Origin of the sequence: Collinsella sp. AF28-5AC (genome assembly GCF_003457875.1) — a bacterium.
GTDB lineage: Bacteria > Actinomycetota > Coriobacteriia > Coriobacteriales > Coriobacteriaceae > Collinsella.
In genome coordinates this window covers 87754-110553 of record NZ_QRTA01000006.1, presented here as the reverse complement: position 1 = coordinate 110553, position 22800 = coordinate 87754, and the positions used below count along the sequence as shown (strand labels likewise).

18 protein-coding genes and 1 tRNA gene are annotated in these 22800 nt (G+C 61.6%); 15 read left to right on the top strand and 4 right to left on the bottom strand.

Going from position 1 to position 22800, the window contains the following annotated elements:
* Positions 1 to 16 precede the first annotated feature (16 nt).
* Positions 17 to 790: a type III pantothenate kinase gene (locus tag DWZ01_RS05940; protein WP_158557001.1), complete on the bottom strand. Its 774-nt coding sequence runs from the start codon at positions 788 to 790 to the stop codon at positions 17 to 19.
* A gap of 196 nt (positions 791 to 986) precedes the next feature.
* On the opposite strand from DWZ01_RS05940, the gene DWZ01_RS05935 reads away from it, so the two are divergent.
* The 8 genes from DWZ01_RS05935 to DWZ01_RS05900 all read left to right on the top strand — a co-directional run bounded on the left by DWZ01_RS05935 (position 987) and on the right by DWZ01_RS05900 (position 10292).
* Positions 987 to 1063, top strand: a tRNA-Met gene (locus tag DWZ01_RS05935).
* 447 nt (positions 1064 to 1510) lie between these two features.
* On the top strand, positions 1511 to 3541 hold the full coding sequence (gene bilR, locus DWZ01_RS05930; protein ID WP_233506182.1) for a bilirubin reductase, long form: 2031 nt from the start codon (positions 1511 to 1513) through the stop codon (positions 3539 to 3541).
* A gap of 449 nt (positions 3542 to 3990) precedes the next feature.
* The gene (locus DWZ01_RS05925; RefSeq protein WP_117848371.1) at positions 3991 to 4386 is read left to right on the top strand and encodes a helix-turn-helix domain-containing protein; all 396 of its coding nucleotides are present in this window, start codon (positions 3991 to 3993) and stop codon (positions 4384 to 4386) included.
* A 285-nt stretch (positions 4387 to 4671) separates the two neighbouring features.
* Positions 4672 to 7554 carry a proton-conducting transporter membrane subunit gene (locus DWZ01_RS05920; RefSeq protein ID WP_117848370.1) on the top strand — a complete coding sequence of 961 codons (2883 nt, stop codon included), beginning with the start codon at positions 4672 to 4674 and terminating at the stop codon, positions 7552 to 7554.
* A gap of 12 nt (positions 7555 to 7566) precedes the next feature.
* Positions 7567 to 8148, top strand: a complete 582-nt coding sequence (locus DWZ01_RS05915; protein ID WP_117769763.1) for an NADH-quinone oxidoreductase subunit B family protein — start codon at positions 7567 to 7569, stop codon at positions 8146 to 8148.
* Positions 8148 to 8849, top strand: coding sequence for an NADH-quinone oxidoreductase subunit C (locus DWZ01_RS05910; RefSeq protein WP_117848369.1), 702 nt, complete (start codon positions 8148 to 8150; stop codon positions 8847 to 8849). Before DWZ01_RS05915 ends, DWZ01_RS05910 begins: the two co-directional genes overlap by 1 nt.
* A gap of 5 nt (positions 8850 to 8854) precedes the next feature.
* Positions 8855 to 9943 carry a nickel-dependent hydrogenase large subunit gene (locus tag DWZ01_RS05905; RefSeq protein ID WP_117848368.1) on the top strand — a complete coding sequence of 363 codons (1089 nt, stop codon included), beginning with the start codon at positions 8855 to 8857 and terminating at the stop codon, positions 9941 to 9943.
* A gap of 7 nt (positions 9944 to 9950) precedes the next feature.
* Positions 9951 to 10292 (top strand): 4Fe-4S dicluster domain-containing protein, encoded by a 342-nt coding sequence (locus DWZ01_RS05900; RefSeq protein ID WP_117848367.1) that lies wholly within the window; start codon positions 9951 to 9953, stop codon positions 10290 to 10292.
* A 310-nt stretch (positions 10293 to 10602) separates the two neighbouring features.
* Here the strand turns inward: DWZ01_RS05900 and DWZ01_RS05895 are convergent, their stop codons facing one another.
* Positions 10603 to 11232, bottom strand: a complete 630-nt coding sequence (locus DWZ01_RS05895; protein ID WP_117848366.1) for a response regulator transcription factor — start codon at positions 11230 to 11232, stop codon at positions 10603 to 10605.
* Entirely contained in the window at positions 11229 to 12485 is a 1257-nt protein-coding gene (locus DWZ01_RS05890; protein WP_117848365.1) for a sensor histidine kinase, read from the bottom strand. The genes DWZ01_RS05895 and DWZ01_RS05890 overlap by 4 nt, the downstream gene beginning before the upstream one ends.
* 100 nt (positions 12486 to 12585) lie before the next feature.
* Here DWZ01_RS05890 and DWZ01_RS05885 point away from each other — a divergent pair, with 100 nt between their 5' ends.
* The 6 genes from DWZ01_RS05885 (at position 12586) to DWZ01_RS05860 (ending at position 20800) form a co-directional block, all read left to right on the top strand.
* The gene (locus DWZ01_RS05885) at positions 12586 to 13524 is read left to right on the top strand and encodes an ABC transporter ATP-binding protein (protein WP_117848364.1); all 939 of its coding nucleotides are present in this window, start codon (positions 12586 to 12588) and stop codon (positions 13522 to 13524) included.
* Positions 13525 to 13533: 9 nt separating this feature from the next.
* Complete coding sequence (locus DWZ01_RS05880) at positions 13534 to 14721, top strand: ABC transporter permease (protein ID WP_117848363.1); 1188 nt, start codon at positions 13534 to 13536, stop codon at positions 14719 to 14721.
* Positions 14708 to 15913 (top strand): ABC transporter permease, encoded by a 1206-nt coding sequence (locus tag DWZ01_RS05875; RefSeq protein WP_117848362.1) that lies wholly within the window; start codon positions 14708 to 14710, stop codon positions 15911 to 15913. The genes DWZ01_RS05880 and DWZ01_RS05875 overlap by 14 nt, the downstream gene beginning before the upstream one ends.
* 183 nt (positions 15914 to 16096) lie before the next feature.
* Positions 16097 to 16810 (top strand): ABC transporter ATP-binding protein, encoded by a 714-nt coding sequence (locus DWZ01_RS05870; RefSeq protein WP_117848361.1) that lies wholly within the window; start codon positions 16097 to 16099, stop codon positions 16808 to 16810.
* An 8-nt stretch (positions 16811 to 16818) separates the two neighbouring features.
* Complete coding sequence (locus DWZ01_RS05865; protein ID WP_117848360.1) at positions 16819 to 19485, top strand: ABC transporter permease; 2667 nt, start codon at positions 16819 to 16821, stop codon at positions 19483 to 19485.
* A gap of 109 nt (positions 19486 to 19594) precedes the next feature.
* A complete protein-coding gene (locus DWZ01_RS05860) occupies positions 19595 to 20800 on the top strand; it encodes a DUF362 domain-containing protein (RefSeq protein WP_117848359.1) in 1206 nt (401 codons plus the stop codon).
* A 164-nt stretch (positions 20801 to 20964) separates the two neighbouring features.
* Here the strand turns inward: DWZ01_RS05860 and DWZ01_RS05855 are convergent, their stop codons facing one another.
* Positions 20965 to 21930, bottom strand: a complete 966-nt coding sequence (locus DWZ01_RS05855) for an alpha/beta hydrolase (RefSeq protein ID WP_117848358.1) — start codon at positions 21928 to 21930, stop codon at positions 20965 to 20967.
* A gap of 186 nt (positions 21931 to 22116) precedes the next feature.
* Between DWZ01_RS05855 and DWZ01_RS05850 the strand changes: the two genes are divergently transcribed.
* Complete coding sequence (locus tag DWZ01_RS05850; RefSeq protein WP_199408783.1) at positions 22117 to 22800, top strand: hemolysin III family protein; 684 nt, start codon at positions 22117 to 22119, stop codon at positions 22798 to 22800.

The following is a 22800-nucleotide window of genomic DNA, read 5'->3' as shown; positions in this document are numbered from 1 at the left end:
TCGGCTTCGCCAGAGCCTACGCTAACTCCTGCATGCGGCGGTAGATTTCGCAGATGCCTTTGATGGTGAGTTGGCCGTCGACTATGTCGAAGGCGTCGGTCGAATCGGCGACGATGCTGGCGAGACCGCCCGTGGCGATAACGGTGGCATCCTCGCGGCCCAGCTCGCGCTTCATGCGCGCGACCAGGCCCTCAGCCATGGCGGCGGCGCCCGTTACGGCGCCGACCTTGATGCACTCCTCGGTATCGCGGCCGATGGCGTGCTCGGGCGCCTCGAGCGGCACGCTGGCGAGCTTGGCGGCACGGGCGGCAAGCGCGTCCATGGAGATGCGAATGCCCGGCGCGATCGCTCCGCCAATGTAATAACCGTCCTCATCGATGACGTCGATATTGGTCGCGGTGCCAAAGTCCACCACGATCGCCGGCGCGCCATAGAAGGTCTCGGCAGCGACGGCGTTGGCGATGCGGTCGGCACCAACGGCCTGGGGGCGCGCCGCCCGCAGCTTGGTTACGGCGGCCGTCTGCGGCCCGATGACGATGGCGTCCGCGGCAATGCGGTCGGCCACGGCGTGCCACTCGCGCGAGAGCTGCGGCACCACGCCCGCAAAGGCGATCGCGTCGACCGCATCGAGCGAAAGGCCGTACATCTTAAAGAAACCCATCAGGCGCACATGGATCTCGTCGGCGGTATAGGAGCGGTCGGTGGGCATGCGCCACGACTGCACCAGCTCGTCTCCGTCAAACAGGCCCATGGCCGTCTGCGTGTTTCCCATATCGATAGCGAGCAGCATGTCTACTCCCGGTGTCGGCATAAAAGGACGCGCACCATTGTATACGTGCCGTCGACGGCGCTCGGCTGCGATTCGTTTACGGTGATAGGGGCTGAGGGGTTTAAATATGAAGGAATTATGCTCTACGAGATTTTCCTTGCCGTTTACCGAACTCCCGCGTAATATTCTTTCTTGCGCACATGAGGCGCCCAGACATTGCGGGGTGGAGCAGTCTGGTAGCTCGCCGGGCTCATAACCCGGAGGTCGTAGGTTCAAATCCTGCCCCCGCGACCAAGAACTTGCAGCTCGTCGGCCTAGCCGGCGAGCTTTTTTGTTATTCCGGGACTGTGTTTTCGGTCCAATTCTCGGCTTCTTAAACAAAATCTCGATCTGTAACATCTAGACCCGATTTGGGCGGCTAAGTGTTACAGATCGAGATGTTTCGGCAGGACGGTCTTCGTTTGTCTAAATCTGTAACACGAGGGACGGATTTTGCCGAGTTGTTGTTATAGATTGAGATTTTTTAGCAGGCGGGTTTGGTTTGTCTCGATCTGTAACAGTAAGACCCGGTTTTGTCGCGTAACTGTTACAGATTGAGACAAACCGACGGGCCGCCCTGCCCCATCCACCTGCCGCTACCTGCTGTCCGCCGATTTCCGTTGCGCTGTTGTATTCCCATGCCATATCCTCTAGACAACTACGCGGCAACATCGCCGCCGCGCCTACAAGAGAGGAATGTCCATGACCGCACCTGCATCCAAGCTGCTTCAGCCCATTACGGTTGGCCCCCTTGAGCTCAAAAACCGCATTATGTTTCCGCCGCTGACCACCGGCTACGAGGAGCGTGACGGCTCCATTGGCGAGCGCAGCCTGGCTTTTTACGAGCGCTTGGCCCGTGGCGGCGTGAGTTACATCGTCATCGGCGACGTTGCTCCCGTCATGACCGCAAGCCCCACGCCCAAGCTGGCGACCGACGCCCAAATCCCCACGTTTAAGGCCCTGGCCGATGCCGTCCACAAGCACGGCGCCAAGGTCGCGCTGCAGCTGTTCCACCCCGAGTACGACGTGCCCGGTGTCGGCCGCATGGTCATGGGATCCATGGCCGCCGCCAAGGCCGCGCAGGAGGCCAAGGCCGCCGGCGACGAGGAGACCTTTGCCGCCAAGATGGCCGAGTCCAACGAGATCCGCAACCAGGCCTACGCCAAGCTGCACCACGACATGCAGCACTTTGTGAACGAGGCGAGTGTGGAGCAGCTCACCCAGATCAAGGAGGCTATCGCCGCCTCGGCCGCTCGCGCGCAGCAGGCCGGGATCGATGCCATCGAGGTCCACGGCGACCGCCTGGTAGGTTCGCTGTGCTCGGCCATCCTCAACCAGCGCACCGACGAGTACGGCGGCTCGTTCGAGAACCGCGTTCGCTACGCGCTGGAGGTCGTCGCTGCCATTAAGGAAGCCGCGCCGCAGCTGATGGTGGAGTACAAGCTCCCCGTGATCATGGAGAACCCCGACGGCACGCCGCGCGGCAAGGGCGGCCTGCAGCCCGACGAGGCCTGCGAGTTCGCCAAGCTGCTCGAGGGCGCGGGCATCGATATGATCCAGGTCGCACAGGCCAACCACACCGGCAACATGGGCGACACCATTCCGCCCATGGGCGCCATGCCCTACAACTGGACGCTGCCCGTGGCCGAGCGCGTCAAGGCCCTGGTCTCCGTGCCGGTGGCAACCGTCGGCCGTGTTGTTTCGGTCGAGGCCGGCGAGAAGATTCTGGAAGACGGCGCCGCCGACATCATCGCCTATGGCCGCTCGCTCATGTGCGACCCCGACATTGCGCTGAAGGCCGCCACGGGTGAGCCCATCCGCGAGTGCCTCAACTGCAACAAGGGCTGCGTCGACGCGATTCAAAATCGCAAGTACATCTCGTGCGTGCTCAATGCCGAGAACGGCGACGAGGCGACCATCGCCATCAAGCCGGGCGAGGGCGACAAGAAGATCGCCGTGGTGGGCGGCGGTATTGCCGGCCTGGAGGCCGCGCGCGTGGCGGCCAAGCGCGGCTACGATGTGACCGTCTACGAGGCGAGCGATCATCTGGGCGGCCAGATTGTGCTGGCGGCCGCGCCTCCGCGCAAGGACGAGATCATGCGCTCGGTCGAGTATTACGAGAAGATTCTGCCCGGCCTGGGCGTGAAGGTTGAGCTCAACCATGCCGCTAGCCCCGCGGACCTCAACGCCGCCGATGCCGCGATTGTGGCCGTGGGCGCGCACGACGTGGTCATCCCCGTTCCGGGCGCCGACTCGGAGAAGGTCGTCTCGAGCTGGGACGTGCTGGCCGGCAAGGTGGAGCTTACGGGCCGCGCCGCCGTCATTGGCGGTGGCCTGGTGGGCACCGAGACTGCCGAGTACCTGCTGCAGCACGGCTGCCAGGTGGCGATCGTGGAGATGCTCGACAAGATTGCCGCGGGCGAGTCCGAGACCATTCTGCCGCTGATTATGAGCGACTTTGCCGAGCACAACGTGGAGCAGCACGTGAAGACCCGCCTGACCGCCATTACCGACGAGGGCGTTGAGGCCATTTGCACCACCGAGGACGGCGCCGAGGAGCCGGTGAAGATCGCCTGCGATTACGTGGTGATGGCCGTGGGCTCCAAGGCCAACGCGTTTGACCTGGATGGCGTGACGGTGCCCGTGACTTGCGTGGGCGACTGCTCGGGTGAGCGCACCGCCGACATTGCGAGCGCCATTCGCACGGCGTATCACGCGGCCAACGAGCTGTAGTTGAACATCGCGGCCAGGCGGGGCGGTAGCACGGATCCGTCTCGCCCGGCTGTGTCCCGTCGGGTGTTAACCGGTGCGGGGCCTGCAAGCGCAGCAGGTCCCGCCCTTTTTGTTTTGCTCCGGTGGATGGCAATGCGCGGTAATCATGAGGAGTGAGGACGTCTACTGCCTTGCAGATCACTCAAAAATATTGGGGGAGGGGTTAATAATTATATCCTCTATACCAAAGGACATAAAGAGATGCCAATTTTGTTGACAAGCGAATGACGATTAGCTGCGAGTCAGCTACCAGCGTAAATAATCGATAAAGAAATGTCGTAATTTGGTGCCAAATGCCCAGATAACGCCGCGTCTATTTTAATTAACTGCTTTGAGCAAACAGTAAAATGCTACTATCTAACTTGCACGTAAGAAAGCAGATTAACGGTTAAGGCTAAGAAGTGGCAGGTATGTCGGAAGCAACTAGGACTCGCACGCATGCGCCCGAGGTTAGGCAGCGCGCCGTCGAGATCCTCCAAGAGGGGGTCGGCCATCGCGCCCTCGCCGCGGAGCTTGGCATTCCCCAGGCCACGGCTCGTCAGTGGGCCCGCGCGTATGCCGTGGGCGGTGCCGACGCCGTTCTCAATGCCGGTTCGCATCATCACACCTATTCGTACGACGTAAAGCTCGCTGTGGTTAAGGACCGTCTGGAAAGCGGCTTGACGGTTCGCGAGGCCATGATCAAGCACAAGATTCCCAGCGAGTCTTCGGTCAAGGCTTGGTGCCGTCAGTACCGTGAGGGCGGTGAGTCCGCACTGGTCGATAAGCCGCGCGGTCGCAAGCCGCGCGTTAAAAAGGCGGAATAGCAAACGGGATGGTGCGCCCACAGGGGCGCATTTTTCTTGCCGCGCCAACTTTTTGGACCGGCGCGAGCCTGTCGGGACATCCTCCAAAGTGGCCAATAAACCGCGCGCAGTGGCCCGCGCGCCTGTCGCTGCGATAGGGGAGCGTCGCCTCTCTGCTCCAAAGCAGACGTGCCCTTACCCCGTACGCCTAAAACTCCCCAGTTGACCGAAAACCTGCCGCCGCTGCTCCTCAATTGAGCTATAACGTTAAACAATTGCAGCGTTTTTGCATGGGGGAGTGATGGTATGACGCTACTGTATTTCCTTACCCTGTTTCCGCTGGTACCGGCGCTGGGCATGCTGCTCGCGCGCGGTGACCGCGCCCGCGATGCGGTGGGGCTCATAGGTTCCGGCATTATTATGGCGGTGACAGTTGTAGTCGCCGTCATGTTTTTTGGCACGGGTCCGCAGAGCTTTGAGGTTGCCCCCGGCACCTCGCATGTGCTCTCGATCATCAGCTCCGCCATCGATGTCATCCTGTGCGCCGTCATCCTGTACAACGCGTATAAATATAGGAACGCGCTCACCACGGTGCTCGGCATAGTCCAGCTGGTGGGTTCGCTCGCCTTTGCGGCCATGACGCTGCCCGCGGCCGAAGCCGTCACGGCGACGCCGCTCTACCTGGACTACATGAGCGTGATCATGGTCCTCGCCGTCGGTATCGTCGGCAGCCTTATCTGCGTGTATGCCCTGGGCTACATGAAGGACTTCCAGGCCCACGACGAGCACGAGGCTGCGCTGCGCGGGCAGACCGCGCCCGACCGTCGCCCGCAGTTCCTGGCGCTTATGTTCCTGTTCCTCTCGGCCATGTTCGTCATCGTGACGAGCGACAACCTTGAGTGGCTGTTCTGCGGCTGGGAAATCACCACCGTGTGCTCGTTCCTTATGATTGGCTACACGCGCACGCCCGAGGCCATCAAAAACGCCTTCACCCAGATCATCCTCAACATGCTGGGCGGCATCGCGTTTTTGGTCGGACTCATGTACCTGCACGTTAACGGCATGCCGCTGACCATCTCGGGCATGATCGAGCTTTCCGGCGCCGGCACCGCGCAGTCCGCGCTGCTGGTGATGCCGGTCATCTTGCTATCGCTCGCCGCCCTTACCAAGGCCGCACAGATGCCGTTCCACACTTGGCTGCTTGGCGCCATGGTTGCCCCCACGCCCACGAGCGCCCTGCTGCACTCGTCAACCATGGTCAAAGCCGGCGTGTTCCTGATGGTCAAGCTGAGCCCGCTCTATGCCATCTATCCCGTGACCGGCTTTATGGTCACGAGTGTGGGTGCCATCACGTTTTTGCTCGCTGCCCTCATGGCCATCTCGCAGAGCAACGCCAAGCGTGTGCTCGCGTACTCCACCATTTCCAACTTGGGCCTCATTAGTGCCTGCTTGGGTGTCGGCGCGCCCGAGGCCGTATGGGCGGCCATCTTCCTGATCCTGTTCCACACGGTGGCCAAGTCGCTGCTGTTCCTGTGCGTGGGCACGGCCGAGCATCATATCGGCAGCCGCGATATCGAGGACATGGACGGCATGTTCAGCCGCATGCCGCACCTGACGCGCCTGATGATGCTGGGCATCATGGGCATGTTTGTGGCGCCGTTTGGCATGCTCGTGTCCAAGTGGGGCGCCCTGGTGGCGTTCGCGCAGACCGGCAACGTGCTCATGATCATGGTGCTTGCCTTTGGCTCGGCCGCGACGTTCTTCTTCTGGGGCAAGTGGCTTGCCAAGCTTTCGGGCGTCGACCCCACGGCTCAAAACGTTGAGGTCAATGTCCATAAGACCGAATGGATGGCCCTCAACACCATCGCCGCGCTGCTTATTCTGTGCTGCGTGGCGTTCCCGGTTATCTCGAGCGGTCTGGTGTCGCCTTACTTGGCCATGGTGTTTGGCCGCGTGCCGTACGTTATTGGCAAGGACGCCATGTATCTGATGGTGGTTATCGTGGCTTTTATTGCCGTGGTGTTGCTGACTTCATTCCGCGTGAGCAACAAACCGCATGTAAACGTATATCTTTCGGGTGTGGGAACCGACAAATATCGCCATTTCCGCGGCTCGATGGGACACGAGGTAAAGGCCGAAAAGCGCAATTGGTACTCGGAGGACGCCCTTGGCGAGAAGCGTATTGGCCCCGCGGGTAGCGTCGTGTGCTGCAGCATTATCTTGTTTGCGCTGCTGTGTTGCGCATGGATTGGGCCCGAGAGACTTGCCATGAGTGCGCCCTCGGTGCTGCGCGGCAAGTATTTTGAAGGTTCGGGCGTCGTGGGCATTTTTATTGGCACCGTGGCATTTGCCTTGCTGGCGCCGCTTGTGGGCGGCCTGATCGACGGCGTTGACCGCAAACTTTCGGCCCGCATGCAGGGCCGTGTGGGCCCGCGCCTGCTGCAGCCTTTCTACGACGTTTCCAAGCTGCTGCGCAAAGCCCCCGCCAGCGTAAACACCATGGACGATACCTACATGGCGTGCGCGCTCATCTTCACCGTCGTGGGCGGCGGCATCTTTGTGTCGGGTTCCAACACGCTGCTGTGCGCCTTTATGGTTACGCTCGCCGCGATCTTTGTGGTGCTGGCGTCCGCCTCGACGCAAAGTCCGTTTGCCCAGGTTGGCGCCGATCGTGAGTTGCTGCAGGTTATGAGTTACGAGCCCGCCGTTCTGCTGATGAGCGTGGGCCTGTACCTTGCCACCGACAGCTTCGATTCCATTGCCGTGACGGGGCAGTCGGCCCCCATCATCGTGTACAGCGCGCCCATTTTCCTCGCGCTGCTCGCGGTGCTTACCATCAAGCTGCGCAAGTCGCCGTTCGATCTTTCGTACTCGCATCACGCGCATCAGGAGATCGTCCAGGGCGTCGCCACCGAGATGAGCGGCGGCACGCTGGCCAAGATGACCCTTATGCACTGGTGCGAGACCGTGCTGTTTTTGATGTGGGTGGGCATGTTCTTTGTTTGGGACAACCCGGTGAGCTGGGTGGTCGCCCTGGTCGTGATGGCTGCGACGTATTTTGTCGAGGTACTGATCGACAACACCTTCGCACGCAGCACCTGGCGCAGCTGCTTTAAGCTCGGATGGGGTGTGGCGCTGGTGTTTGGCCTGCTCAACCTTATGCCCATCCTCGTCGACGTGTTTATTTAGGAGGCGGCATCCATGGATCATAAAATGTCGCGCTCGCCGTGGGTTATTCATTACGACGGCTCGAGCTGCAACGGATGCGATATCGAGGTGCTGGCCTCGCTCACGCCGCTGTTCGATGCGGAGCGGTTTGGCGTGGTCAACACCGGCAACCCCAAGCATGCAGATATCTTTTTGGTGACGGGGTCGGTCAATGCCCAGAACCTGCCCGTCGTGCGCCAGATCTACAACCAGATGCTCGAGCCCAAGTGCGTGGTGGCCTGCGGTATCTGCGCGTGTTCGGGCGGCGTGTTCCGCGATGCGTACAACGTGATCGGTGGCGTGGACCGCGCGATTCCCGTGGACGTGTACGCGCCCGGGTGCGCCATTCGTCCCGAGACGGTGATCGATGCCATCGTGGAGGCGTGCGGCATCCTGGATCAGAAGGAAGCCGTGATGCGCGCCGGCGGCGACCCGCTCACCGTGGGCGGTGCCGCAACCTGGGACGGTGGCGTTGAGCTGGGCGAGGACGGGTTCGTGGCTGCTGCGGGGGCCGGGGTCGGTGTCGACGCAGGCGCGGCTGACGGTGCGCCCGTCGCTGCAAAGGAGGCCGAGTAATGCAAAAGGCAATCTATACCACCGTCGGAATCGACGAGCTGTTGCCGCATGTGCAGGCGCTCAAGGGCTTCGGTGCCCGCTTTGTGCAGATGCACGCCGAGCGCTGTGTGGACGACGGATCGTATCGCCTGGTCTATACGTTTATCAACGTTCGTGCTGCTCGGGAGCATATCGCGCAGGACGGCAACTATGCGATTGAGAATCTGATGGTCGAGGGTATCGACCAGTACCAGGAGATTCCGTCCATCAGCTCGTACTATCCGGCGGTATTCCCGTTTGAAAACGAAGCGCATGACCTATTTGGTCTTGCCATCACCGACATGCAGGTCGACTTCAACGGCTTTTTCTACCAGGTCTCGACTGCCGAGCCCATGAGCGTTATCACGCCCGAGGTGAAGGCCGCGCGCGAGAAAGCCATGAAGGTCCGTGCCGCCGCCGAGGCCAAGGCGCGCAAGGCCGCCGCCGAGAAGGCTGCCGCTGCCGCGGCCGCTGCGGGGGAGGGTACTGCGGGTGCTACTGTCGCTCAGTCCGCTGCGGCTGCCGGCTCCGATGCTCAGCACGATGAAGCTGCCGCCAAGGCCGCGCTCAAAGCCGCCGAGCTGGAAGCAAAGCTCGCCGCCATGGATCCCGAGAAAGCGGCCAAGGTCCGCGCGGCGCTTGCCGCCAAGGCCGCCCGCGACAAGCAGAAAAAGGAGGCGTAAGGTCCATGGCACATCGCTCCGTTATTCCGTTTGGCCCGCAGCACCCGGTGCTGCCCGAGCCGCTTCATCTGGACCTGGTGATCGAGGACGACCGCGTTATCGAGGCAATTCCGCAGATCGGCTTTGTGCACCGCGGACTCGAGAAGCTTACCGAAAAGCGCGATATGCATCAGTTTGGCTACATCGCCGAGCGCATCTGCGGTATCTGCGCCGTGGGCCATAGCTGCGGCTATGCCAGCGCCTGCGAGCGCATGCTCGACATCGAGGTGCCCGGCCGCGTGCAGTATATCCGCACCATTTTGCACGAGCTTTCGCGCATTCACTCGCACCTGCTGTGGCTGGGCCTGCTCGCCGATGCCTTTGGCTTCGAGGCGCTGTTCTATCGCTCGTGGACGCTGCGCGAGCAGATTCTCAAGATTTTTGAGAGCACCTGCGGCGGCCGTGTGATCCTTTCGATTAACGAGATCGGCGGCCTTAAGCACGATATCGAGGACTCCGAGCTGGCAGGCATTGTCCAGACGCTCGATGCCATGCGTCCCGACTACGAGGCCCTGGTGCATACGTTTTTGGACGACAATAGCTGCGGCGAGCGCTTGCATGGCGTGGGCGTGATTAGCAAGAAGGAAGCGCTGGAGCTTTCGATGGTCGGCCCGTTCGGTCGTGCCTCGGGCGTGGACTACGACGTGCGCATGTTTGGCGACGGCGCCTATGCGGATCTGGCCGCGTTTGAACCTATCGTGGCGACCGATGGCGACTGCTATGCCCGCTGCCAGGTGCGTTGCGCCGAGGTCACGCAGGCCATGGACATCATCAAGGAGCTTGTGGGCAAGATTCCGCACGACGGAATCGGCGGGCGCACCAAGCTCACGCCGGCCGACGGCGCGCTCGGCGAGGTTGTGATTGAGCAGCCGCGCGGCGAGGCGTATTACTATGTGCGCGGTAACGGCACCAAGAACTTGGACCGCTTCCGCGTGCGGACGCCGACGTCGCAAAACCTGGCGGGTCTGACGCATGCGCTGCAGGGCGTGCTTCTTGCCAACGTGCCCATGATTATCCTGACCATCGATCCCTGCATTAGCTGCACGGAAAGGTAGGCGCGGCATGAGTTTGCTGACATTTGCCAAGACGGCCTTGGGTTCTATGGTCAAGCGGCCGGTCACGGTGTGCTATCCGCAGGAGAAGCTCGCGGCGCCCGAGCGACTGCGCGGGCATATCGTCAATGACATGGACGTGTGCATCTGCTGCGGCATGTGCGCGCGGCGTTGCCCGGCGGGCGCGCTCGCGGTCGATCGCAAAGGCGGCACCTGGTCGATCGACCCGTACGCCTGCGTGGTGTGCGGCGAGTGCATCGAGAGCTGCCCCAAGCACTGTCTGAGCATGGACACCGCCCGCACTCCAGTTGCGGCGAACAAGACTCCCACGGTAGAAACCAAACCGGAATAACTCTGGACTGGGGCTGGTATAGCGTTGGGATAGGGCCGGTGGGGCAAAATTGCCCCACCGGCCCCGCGCTTAAACGCGCGGTTGTACCGCCACGAACAAAACCATGCCGGATTACGGGGCTGGATAGCGAACCTCCGACCATATAGAAAACCGCAAAAACAAAACCGCAGGTAGATAGCCTGCCGTTTTCCAAAAAATGAAGGTATGGATGAGGGTCCCGACTTTAGCCCCGTAATCCGGCATAGTTTTGAAATAGCATTAAATCGGTAGCAGCTATTTTTCTTTGCCGGGGCGGTCGGTCTTCGGGCAATTACCCCCGCAGGTAGGCGATGGCGATCTGCGTGCGGTTGCGCAGGCCCATTTTGGCAAGGATCGAGCTGATGTGGTTGCGCACTGTGCCTTCGCCCATATAAGCGGTGGCGGCAATCTCCTTGTTGTCGAGGCCGCGGGCGATGAGCTCGGCGACTTCGAACTCGCGGTCGGTCAGGCTGACAAAGGCCGCGGGCCGGCGGGTCGCGCCGGCCTCGACGTCCGCCCCATCAAAGTTGATATCCTCGATCGCCTTACCTTCGAGTACGCGTTTGCCATCCATGACCTGCGCTAACGCTGGCGGAATGGCGGCGACATCGGTTTTGATCAGGTAGCCGCGGGCACCCAGTTTGAGCGCCGACACAATGTACTCGTCATCCGGGAATGTCGTCAGAAACACCACGCGCGCCGCAGGGTCGCGCTCGAGGATCTCGCGTGCCGCCGATAGGCCGTCGCGTCCTGGCATCTGAATGTCGAGCAGCGCGATGTCGGGTGAGTACTCGGTGTAGAGCGCCACCGCATCGTTGCCGTTGGCGCCGGTACCCACCACCTCGATCTGCGGCTGGGCGCCCAGGATAATCTTGAGCGAATCGACCACCAAGCGGTCGTCGTCGACAACGATGAGCCTCATCGGTCCTCATCTCCTTGCTGTTTGGGAACGGTGGCAAACACGCGCCAGCCGCCGACGCCGGCGCGCGGACCGGCGGTGAAGGTGCCGCCAAGCGCCTCGATGCGCTCGCGCATGGAGGCGAGCCCCATGCCCTCCGCGGCGCCACGGCCGATTGCTTGGACCCCGCCCACGCCATCGTCGGTAACGATGAGCTGGTAAAACGACGGATGCTCCATGCACCGTACGGTGGCAGTATGGGCGCAAGCGTGGCGCATGGTGTTGGAGAGCGCCTCGCGCAGGACCGCCGCAAAGCAGTTCGCGACGTTTGCGGGCGCATGTTCGGTCATAACTTCAAGCTCAATCTGCGGGCCGCCGTCCGAGCGCGCGCCTTCAACAATGCGTTCGAGCTGCACGGAAAGGTCGACGGCGTTGTCGTTGAGCGCGTGGACGCTGGTGCGCACAAGCTGGAGCGCCTCGTCAACCGTGCGTTTGACGTCGGCGAAATCGACGGCGACGCCGGGCTCGTCGGCGTGGATCACGCGCAGGGCTTCGGCTTGTAGCGAGGCACGCGTGAGCTGGTGTCCGACGTTATCGTGGATTTCGCGCGCGATGCGGGCGCGTTCGGCGAGTGTCGCGAGCTCGACTTCGTAGTCCTGGCGGTCGGCAAGATCGCGGTTGCGCGCCTCCAGCGCCAGAGCTCGTTCTTGCAGCTCGTCGCGGATACGGCGCATGCGCTGCTGTTCGCGCTCCAACTGGGCGGTACGTAGCGATAACAAGGTGGCGGCAACCGAAAGGATGGTGGTCAGCAGGAGCGTTCGGGCGGTGAGCTCGTCGGCGCGAAGGTCCGCGACAAGCGCAAAGGTAAAGACGGAGCCAATGCTCAGTGCGATCCAGGCGTGCTCGCGGCGCACGCGTCGCGCGATGTCATAGAGGGCGAGAGGCGCAAACGGCACAAACGGCGGCACGAAGACAGCCGCGATGATGTAAGCGTAACTCGCGGCCTCGCTTACGCGGCGCGTGCGTTCCCCCTGTGCGACCTCGGCCAGCGAGGTGGCAATAATGCCAAGGCAAAACGCCGCGACCAGGCGAGCGTCCACAGCAAGACCCATGGCGGCCGCAATACAGCACGCCAGCACGATCGATTTGTCGAAAAGCCTGTTCATACGGGTATTGTACGCGAAGCCGCGCGTGGTGGAGGGACCGCCTGCGCAACTGTGACATTCCTCCCACGCGGCAAAGCGGCGTCGATCGCTCGCGCGAGCGGGGGTTTTCACCTCTGCCCCCTCGCACTCGTGACAAAGCTCACTGGCGCGCGCCGGCGGCTCCTGCGATGATGCAATCGTACCGGGCTGCAATCAACAGAAGGGCCGCCTCATGACAGACATCGTCCACGTCGAAAACCTCGTCAAGCGCTACGACGATCTTATCGCGCTCGACCACTTTAACCTGAGCATCGCCCCCGGCGAGATCTTTGGCCTGCTCGGACCCAACGGCTCGGGCAAGACCACGTCCATCAACTGTATTCTGCAGCTGCTCGCTTACGACAAGGGCACCATCGAGCTGTTCGGCGAGCCCATGACACCCGCCCGCTACGACCTCAAGCGCCGCATCGGCGTGGTGCCGCAGCAGGTGGCGGTATTCGACGAGCTCACGGTGCGCGAGAACATCGACTATTTCTGCAGCCTCTACGTCAACGACCGCAAGCGCCGCCGCGCGCTGGTGGACGAGGCGATCGACTTTGTCGGGCTGGGCGACTTTACCAAGTTCCGCCCCGGCAAGCTCTCGGGTGGCCTGGCGCGTCGCCTCAACATCGCCTGCGGTATCGCGCACAAGCCCGAGCTCATCTTTTTTGACGAGCCCACGGTGGCGGTCGACCCGCAGAGCCGCAACGCCATCCTGGAGGGCATCTGCCGCCTGCGCGACGAGGGCGCCACGGTGGCGTATACCAGCCATTACATGGAGGAAGTCGAGCAGATCTGCAGCCGCATCATGATCATGGACGGTGGGCGCGTGCTGGCACAGGGCACCAACGACGAGCTCAAGCGCATGATCCAGATGGGCGAGCGCGTGACCGTCGAGGTCGGCGCCGTCGAGCCCGTCACGGTCAAGCGGCTGCGCGCCCTCGAGCACGTGCTCAGCGTCGAGCTGTCCGGCGGCGAGCTCGTCTGCACCTGCGAGGCGAGCCCACACAATCTGGTTGACATCCTCGACACGCTGCGCGCCGCCGACGTGGCACTCGGCCGCGTGTGGAGCGAGCCGCCGACCCTCAACGACGTGTTTCTTGAGATCACCGGCCGCGAGCTGCGCGACTAGGGGGCGGCCATGTTCAACACCATTATCATTACGGTCAAGACGCTGCTGCGCCGGCCGAGCACGTGGGTTTGGGGCGCGATCTTTCCCATTGCGCTTTCAACGATGTTCATGTTTATGTTTGCGAACCTGAGCTCCGACGGCAAGGTCGACCCGGTGCCGGTAGCCGTCGTGGCTGACGAGGCCTGGGACGCCTCGACCTTTAAGGACGTGGCGACGTCGCTTGCCAAGGAAGGCGACGACCAGCTGCTCGAGATCCACGAGTGCGACGATGCAGCCGATGCGAACCGTGCGCTTAAGGCCGGCGAGGTCGCGGGCATCTATACGGTCGACGACGCGGGCACGCCCAACCTCACGCTGCTTTCGAGCTATGACAACTCGCGTGCGTCGTCGGTGCTCACCGACCGCAGCATTTTGGAGACGGTGGCAAGCTCGTATACGCAAAATGCCGAGCTCATGTCCCAGATTGCCCAGGACAACCCGGCGGCGCTCGCCGACCCGGAGGCGGTTGCGCGCGCCCTGTCGCTCGAGGGTGGCACCCGCCGCGTAAGCCTGACACGCACCACGCCCGATGGCACGGTCATTTACTACTACGCGCTCTTTGGCCTGGTCGCGATGATGTCTGCCGAGTTTGCCGCCTTGAGCGTCGTCGATCTGCAGCCCAATCTGTCGGGCCTTGGTGCGCGTCGCTGCGTGGGCGGTCTTTCCAAGACGACGTCGCTGGCCGGCATTTTTGTCGGCTCGTGGCTGGTCTCCTTTGCCTCGATGGCAATCGCGATCGGCTACGTGCGCCTGGTCGTGGGCGTCGACTTTGGCGGGCGCGAGGGGCTGTGTCTGGTGGGCGGTGCCGCCTCCGCGCTTGCCGCCACGGGCCTGGGACTCTTTGTGGGCACGCTTCCCGTTAAGGGCGGCAAGGCGTCCAAGTCCGGCATCCTTACGGGCTTTGCCACCACGTGCGCTTTGTTCGCCGGGCTCTACGGTGAACCGGCGATGGCGCTTGCCGATGACGTTGCCCGCGCCTGCCCGGCCGAATGCTGGCTCAACCCCGTCAAGCTCATCTGCGACATGTTCAACCGCCTGTATTTCTTTGAGGACTTGGGCCCCTTTGCCGTTCGCGCCGGCGCGCTGGTCCTTATGGCGCTGCTGTTCGTTGCCGCCGCCACGCTGATCTTTGGAAGGAGCCGCTATGAGCACCTTTAAGACCGCGCTTCGCATGGCGCTGGCGCACCCGTTCTACCTGCTCATCTACACGGTGTTCATCTCACTGATGGGCGTATTCATCGCGGCATCGGTGAGCTGGAACTCGTCGCAGCTTACCGAGTACAAGCCCTACGACACCAACGTGATCGTGGTCGACCGCGACGACAGCGACCTTTCGCGTGCGCTTACCAAGCATCTGGGTTCGCGTTTTGAGCTGGTCACGGGCATCGGCGACGATACATACGATCTTGCGGACGCGCTCTCCAAGAGCAATAGCGCCAAGGGTAGCGCCGACTGCGTGTTCTTTATCCCGGAGGGGTTTGAGGGTGACCTTGTTGCAGCCGCCCGCGCGGGGGAGTCTCTGCCCAAGCTCGATGTGACCTACGGCGCCGGTACCATGGCGGCAGCGCTTTCGTCTGCCGAGGCCTCGCGCTGGATCTCGCTCGCGGGCGCTGCGGCCGCACTTGAGCCCGCCGCCTCTAACGGTAGCGTCGCCAAGGCTGCCGAGCATGCGGCCGCGAAGCGCGCCAAGGTCGAGATCGAGCAGGTCAAGGTTGACTCGACAGCCGCCGCCACGCTCGAGTCGTATTTCAACTTTGGCGCGTACGCGATTATCTCGTCGGTCATCGTGTCGGTGGGATTGGTGTTCTCGGGCATGAACGAGCCCGAGCGCGTGCGCCGCATGGATGCCGGCCCGGTCTCCGAGCGCCAGCGTTCGCTCGCCGTGTTTGCGGCCGCTGCCGTGCTCACCGTCTGCATTTGGCTCGTGTCGAGCATGATGGGCGTCGTGGGCTTTGCCGGCGCGGTTGCCGAAGTCGGCGTGGGCCGTGTGTGCCTGGCGCTGGCGGCGACGTTTGCCCTGGCGTGCACGCCGCTGGCCGTTGGCTTTGCGCTTTCGAGCCTGGGTGCGCGCGAGGAGTTGCTCAACGGCGTGGGCAACCTGCTCGGCATGCTCATGACGTTTTTGGGCGGCGCCTGGATGCCCCTGTCGCTGATGGGCCCGGCCGTGCAGACGGTGGCGCATTTTGTGCCGACATATTGGGTGAACGACGCGATCAGCAAGGCACTTGCCTCGGATTTGACGTCCGCCGTGCTGGGGGACATCGCCTGCGACCTGGGCGTCACGGCACTCTTCGCCGTGGCCATCGCCGCCGTAGGCCTCGCCCTCGCACGCACCAAATCCCGCGCCTAGCCACCTAGTCATTGGGTACTCATTGGGGACAGACTTAAATGAGTGGTTTCAGTCATTTAAGTCTGTCCCCAATGAGTACCCAATGACTGGTTTGGAAAAAATCGCGCACGTCGCTTAAAAATAGTTCGCCCAGGTTTACTATTACCCTAGAAAAGTAGCAGAAGGCTAACAACGGGGGATAGCATGGCAACGCGGGAAGCCTATGTCCAGGTCAAAGGGCTCAAGAAACACTACGGCGACGGTGACGCGCGTCTGACGGTACTCGATGGCATCGACACGTCCATCAACCGCGGAGAGGTCTGCGTCATGCTGGGGCCTTCGGGCTCGGGCAAGTCGACATTTCTTAATCTGATCGGCGGCCTGGAGGATGCCGACGCCGGCTCTATTCTGGTGGACGGCTGCGACCTCACGGTGCTCAAGCCTGCCGACCTGGGCGAGTATCGCCGCCGCGAGCTGGGCTTTGTCTTTCAGTTCTACAACCTGGTGCCCGACCTCACCATCAAGGAAAACATCGAGGTCACGGCACACCTGTCCAAAAAGCCGCTCAACATTGACGACCTGCTGCGTTCGCTGGGTCTCTACGAGCACCGCAACAAGTTCCCGCGCCAGGTCTCGGGCGGCCAGCAGCAGCGCTGTGCCATCGGCCGCGCGCTCGTCAAAAACCCGGGCCTGCTGCTGTGCGACGAGCCCACGGGCGCGCTTGACTACAAGACGTCCAAGGAAATCTTGCAGCTCATGGAAGACGTCAACCGCGAGTACGGCTGCACCGTCATTATCGTCACCCACAACGCTGCCATCGCCCGCATGGCCAATCGCGTGCTGCGCCTGCGCGACGGGCGCATCGTCGAGGATGAGCTCAACGAGTCGCCCGTCGCAGCCGCCGAGCTCGATTGGTAGGCGGCGCCATGACACCTCTCGCAAAACGTCTCCCGCGCGAGCTGCGCCGCAATATCGGTAAGTACCTGGGCATCTTTTTGCTTATGTGCGGAAGCATTGCCCTTACATCGGGCTTTTTGCTTGCGGCGCATTCCATCGGCTGCCTTATCGACGACATGCGCGATGCGTACACGATTGAGGACGGCCGCGTGACCACCTCCTTCGAGGCCACCAAAGACCAGCTCAAGGCAGCCGAGGACGCGACAGACGACGTCGGCGGCGTCACGCTCTACAAGAATTTCTCCATCGACGCCATCATCAAAAAGACCGCCGGCGACGACGGCACCAAGCGCACGCTGCGCACCTATGCGCACCGCACCAAGGTCGATATCGCGTCCTACTGTGAGGGCAGGGAACCCAAGGCGGACGACGAGGTGGCCATCGACCGTGTCTTTGCCACCAATAACAACCTGTCCGTGGGCGATAAAGTCGAGCTCGAGGGTCGCACCTACACCATCTGCGGCATCATGACCCAGCCCGATAGCCAGGCGCTGTTCCTCAACAATTCGGACTTTACGGTGAACACCATCACCTATGGCGTGGCCGAGGTCACCGACGCCGGCTTTGCCGCGCTCGAGGATGCCGGCGGCGCGCCTGCCTACACCTACTCCTTTACCTTTACCGACCGCGACCTCTCTACTGCGGATCGCATCGATGCGGAGCAGGATATGGTCGAGGCGCTGACCGATGTCGATGCGCGCGTGGACGATCTGATCGATGCCGATTCCAATCAGGGCATTGGCTATGCGCGCGACGACGTGGACGGCGACTCCATGATGTGGACGACGTTGCTCGACATCATCATCGTGATCATGGCGTTTGTCTTTGTGGTCCTTACCGACGCCACCATCGAGGAGGAGAGTGCCATCATCGGCACGCTGCTCGCCAGCGGTTATCGCCGTCGGGAGATCGTCCTGCACTACCTGGCACTTCCCGCCATCGTGGGCGTGGTCGCGGCGCTTTTGGGCACTGCGCTCGGCGTTGTGTTCTTTACCGAGCCCATGCGCAGCCTCTATTACGGTTCGTACAGCCTGCCGCCCTTCCAGGTGTATTGGAGCTGGGAGATCTTTGTGAAGTGCGCCGTGGTTCCTGCCGCCGCGCTCATTCTCATCACGCTGGTGGGCCTGCTTCGCAAAATGGGCAAGACGCCGTTGCAGTTCCTTCGTCACGAGGCGAGCGGTAAATCGGGTACCAAGCGTGGCCTGCAGCTGCCGGAGCGAATGGGCTTTGTCTCGCGCTTCCGCCTGCGTATCTTCCTGCGCAACCTGGGCAACTTCGCCACGCTCTTCGTGGGCATTGCGTTCGCCTCGCTGCTGCTGCTCTTTGGCCTGGCGATTCTGCCCACGATGACGCACTACGCGGACAACCTCGAGACGAGCCTGGTCGCCGAGCACCAGTACACGCTCAAGGCTCCGCTGGAGCTCGAGGGCACCGCCGAGGTGCGCGAGCAGTGGTCGGCACTCGAGCGCTTGCAGTCGGTTGACGGCGCGCTGCTTTCCGCCGCTCAGGATGCCGATGACGAGCTTGACGACGCGGCCGATGCGGCGCAGGCGGCAGCCGATGCCGCGACCGCATCTCCGTCTGCCGAGAGCCTGACCGCGGCGCAGGATGCGCTTGCCAAGGTCCAGGACAAGAAGGATGCGCTTTATGCGCGCCTCGATGACCTTGCCGATGCCCTCGGCTGCAACCGCGACGAGGCTATCGACCTGATCGACAAGGCCTCTAAGATTGACGCTGACAACGACGATATCCACCCGGTCAATACGATCGACAATGGTGCAAGCGCAATCGCGCAGGCCGAGAAATACGCCGTCTACCAGCTGCAATACGACCGCGGCGATGGAAATGGCGAGGAGACGATTTCCGTCTACGGCATTTCATCCGACTCGCGCTATTGGAAAGACCTCAACGTCGGCGACGGACGCGTCGTCTTTGGCGGTGGCTTGCTCGACAAGTTCGGCTGGAGCGAGGGCCAGAAGGTCACGCTCAGCGACAAGTACGAGGGCGAGCATTATTCCTTTGAGTACGCGGGCAAGGACTGTGCCTGGGGCTCCAAGTCGGATATGAATGTCTATATGAGCATCGACGACTTTAACGAGCTGTTCGACAACGACGCCACCTACTTTAACGGCTATGCGAGCAACAAGAAGCTCGACCTCGATGCTCGTTACTTTGCCGGCGACACCACGCCCGACGACATGCGCGCCGTGGGCGACCAGTTCATCGGCATGATGAGCAAAATGATCGGCATGATGGTTGGACTTGCGGTGTTCATCTTCCTGCTGTTTATGTACCTGCTGACCAAGGCTGTGATCGACCACAGCGCCCGTTCGATTAGCTACATGAAGGTCTTTGGCTATCGCGAGAGCGAGATCTCGCATTTGTACATCCGCTCGATCACGCTGTGCGTGGTGGCGTCGCTCGTGCTGAGCCTGCCGGTCATTATTGGCTCGCTCACGGCCATCTTCCGTTCGATGCTGCTCGCCTATAACGGCAATATCGAGATCTATGTGCCCGCTTGGTCCATGGCGGCGTGCGTAGGAATCGGCTTTGCGACCTACCTGGTCGTGGCGCTGCTGCACACGCGTTCTATCAAACGTGTGGGCCTGGCCGAGGCGCTCAAAGTCCAAGAGTAGTCATTTAAGAACGTCCCCAATGACTAGGTTCCGTACTTGACTTTAACTCTGCTTTAACTGGTACCATCCTCTATGTCTGTAACGCCATATAGACCGAGGGGATATATCTATGACCGCAACTGCACCCGCAGCACCCGCTAAGGTGTACTTCACCAACCTGCGCACGCATGCTCGCGAGAGCCAGCTCGACAAGCTCAAGCGCCTCATACGTCACGCCGGTATTGAGCAGATCGACTTTGAGAACAAGTTCGTCGCCATCAAGATTCACTTTGGCGAGCTGGGCAACCTGAGCTTTTTGCGCCCCAACTACGCCCGCGCCGTCGCGGACGTGGTGAAGGAGCTGGGCGGCAAGCCCTTCCTCACCGACTGCAATACGCTCTATGTCGGTAGCCGCAAAAACGCGCTCGAGCACATCGACACTGCCTACCAGAACGGCTTTACCCCGTATGCCACGGGTTGCCAGATTATCATCGCCGACGGCCTCAAGGGTACCGACGAGGCGCTCGTCCCGGTCGAGGGCGGCGAGTACGTGCGCGAGGCCAAGATCGGTCAGGCGCTCATGGATGCCGATATTGTGATCAGCCTTACCCACTTTAAGGGTCATGAGCAGGCCGGCTTTGGCGGCGCCATGAAGAACCTGGGCATGGGCGGCGGCAGTCGCGCCGGCAAGATGGAGCAGCATGCCGCCGGCAAGCCGAACGTCGCGACCGAGCACTGCGTTGGCTGCCGTGCCTGCGAAAAGATCTGCGCGCACAACGCCATCTCGTTTGACGATACCCGCGAGCGCGAGCTTGCCAACGGCAACACTCGCACGGTGCACGTGGCTGCCATCGACCACGATCGCTGCGTGGGCTGCGGACGCTGCATTGCGGCATGCAACCAGGACGCCATCAAGCCCGGCTATGAGGCCGCGGCCGACGTGCTCAACTGTAAGATCGCCGAGTACACCAAAGCCGTTGTCCAGGATCGTCCCAGCTTCCACATTTCGCTGGCTATGGATATCAGCCCCAACTGCGATTGCCATCCCGAAAACGACACACCTATCGTCAACGATATCGGCATGTTCGCGAGCTTCGACCCGGTCGCCATCGACCAGGCCTGCGCCGACGCCGTCATGGCGTCCGAGCCGCTGCCCAACACCGAGCTTACCGATAGCGCGGCCAAGATGGAGCACAACCACGAGCATCTGGAGGGCGAGCAGGCCAAGGATCCCTTCTGCATCACGCATCCCGACACCGACTGGCGCGTGTGCATCGCGCATGCCGAGAAGATCGGCCTGGGCACGAGCGAGTACGAGCTCATCGAGGTCAAGTAGCGTCGTCCTATTGGACAAACCAAGCGCCTTTGTGGCGTTAGTTGAGTAAAAGCCGCCCACGAGCACAACGCTCGCGGGCGGCTTTTTGGAAGTGCGGCGAAAAATCGAACCCCGCCGACCACAAACCGTTTTTTGGCAACAAAACCCCAGACGTTGCTTTTTGCCTAAAAATTCTTGTCGAGGAAGTTGTCGACCGTGTCCCAGTAGAGTTCGGGGTCGACCTGCGCGCTCTTGGCGTGGGTGGCGCCATGGATGGTGAGCTTTTGCTTGACCTTGCTGGCGCACGCGTCGTAGTTTTGGTCGAGCATGTCGTACGGCACAAAGGTGTCCTGGTCGCCGTGGATAAACAGCATGGGAACCGTCGCGTGTTTGAGTTGCTCCACACTGCTTGCCTTATGAAAGTCGTAGCCTGCGCGCACGTTGCACACCAGGTTGGCCACATCGAGCAAAGGAAAACTGGGCAGCCCAAATACATCCTTGAGCTGCAGAGAAAACTCGTCCCAAACACTCGTATAACCACAGTCCTCGATAATGCATTTCACGTTTGCGGGCAGAGATTCCCCCGCGACGTCCATGGCGGTTGCCGCACCCATCGACTCGCCAAAGACCAGGATGCGCGCCTCGGGGTCAGCCTGAACGATTCGCTCGATCCATGCGACGACATCGAGCCGCTCGGGCCAGCCCATGCCGATATAGTCGCCGCCGGAGCGCTCGTGGGCACGGGCGGCAGGCGCGAGCACGTTCATGCCGCGGTCATGGAATCGTTTGGCGTATCGGGCCATACCGATGGTCTCATCGGTGTATCCGTGTAGGCAGATAGCGTAATTGTGCGTGCTCTCTGGGGCGGCAAAATACCAAGCGGCAAGTTCGGTTCCGTCATCTGCGGTGAGGCTGCTGCTCTCGCGGTTCTCTTTAAACCATGCCCGCGCCTCGGTTCCCTCGGCATCCGGCTGCTCACTTTCTTTGTCGTCCTTGCCGTCCTGCATCATCTTCATGGTGTATGGCGCGCGGGGATTCAGCGCGAAGTCAAACAGAAAGTTGCCGGCAAATCCGAGCAGTGCAATGACAACCACCAGTGCAACGATGCCGGCTATCTTGAGCTTTCGATGGGAATGTGCGTTTTGAGCCATGCGGTATTCTCCTATAACATGTTAATACATCAACATTTAAAACAAGCGCATTATGGATGTTCGCCGTTGACGCGTCAACAGGCAAAGAATGGGTAAACAAAGGGTCACGTATGGTGCAAATTTCGCATGTACCCAGACGCTTTGATATAGTGTTGAGAACTCTTTACATTGGAGGATGTAACCGGCATGTCCGATTCGAGCGACAGTTCTAAGCCGCGACCCAAGACCGCGGCCGTTCCACACTACACGGTGGGCGAGGAGATCATGAACTCCGTCACCCATGGTGTCGGCTGCCTGCTGGGTATCGCGGGCCTGGTGCTCCTGATCGTATTCGCTGCCCTGCGCGGCGGAGGCCCGGCCCACATGGCCGCGGCGATTGTCTATGGCGTCAGTATCATCCTCGAATACTTGGCCTCCACGCTCTATCACGCGATTCAGCCCGCTCGCGCCAAACGCGTGTTTCGCATCATCGACCACAGCTGCATCTACCTGCTCATAGCCGGCAGCTATACCCCGTTTTGCCTCATCACACTCGCAAACGACGGCGGCCCTGCGCTGTTCTTTGCCGTGTGGGCCATCGCCATCATCGGCATCGCACTCGAGTGCTTTTTGCGCGAGCGTCAGCCGCACTGGGTAAGCGGCCTGGTCTATCTGCTGATGGGCTGGCTCGTCGTCTTTAAGCTGCCCGAGCTCGTGTCGCTGCTCAACCCCGTGGCACTTGCCCTGCTCGCCGTTGGCGGCGTGTGCTATACCGTGGGCGTGCCGTTCTATATCGCCAAAAACGTGCGCTATCTGCACAGTGTTTTCCACTTGTGGGTGCTCGCCGGCAGCATCTTCCAGTTCATGGCGGTGATCCTCTTCGTAATCTAG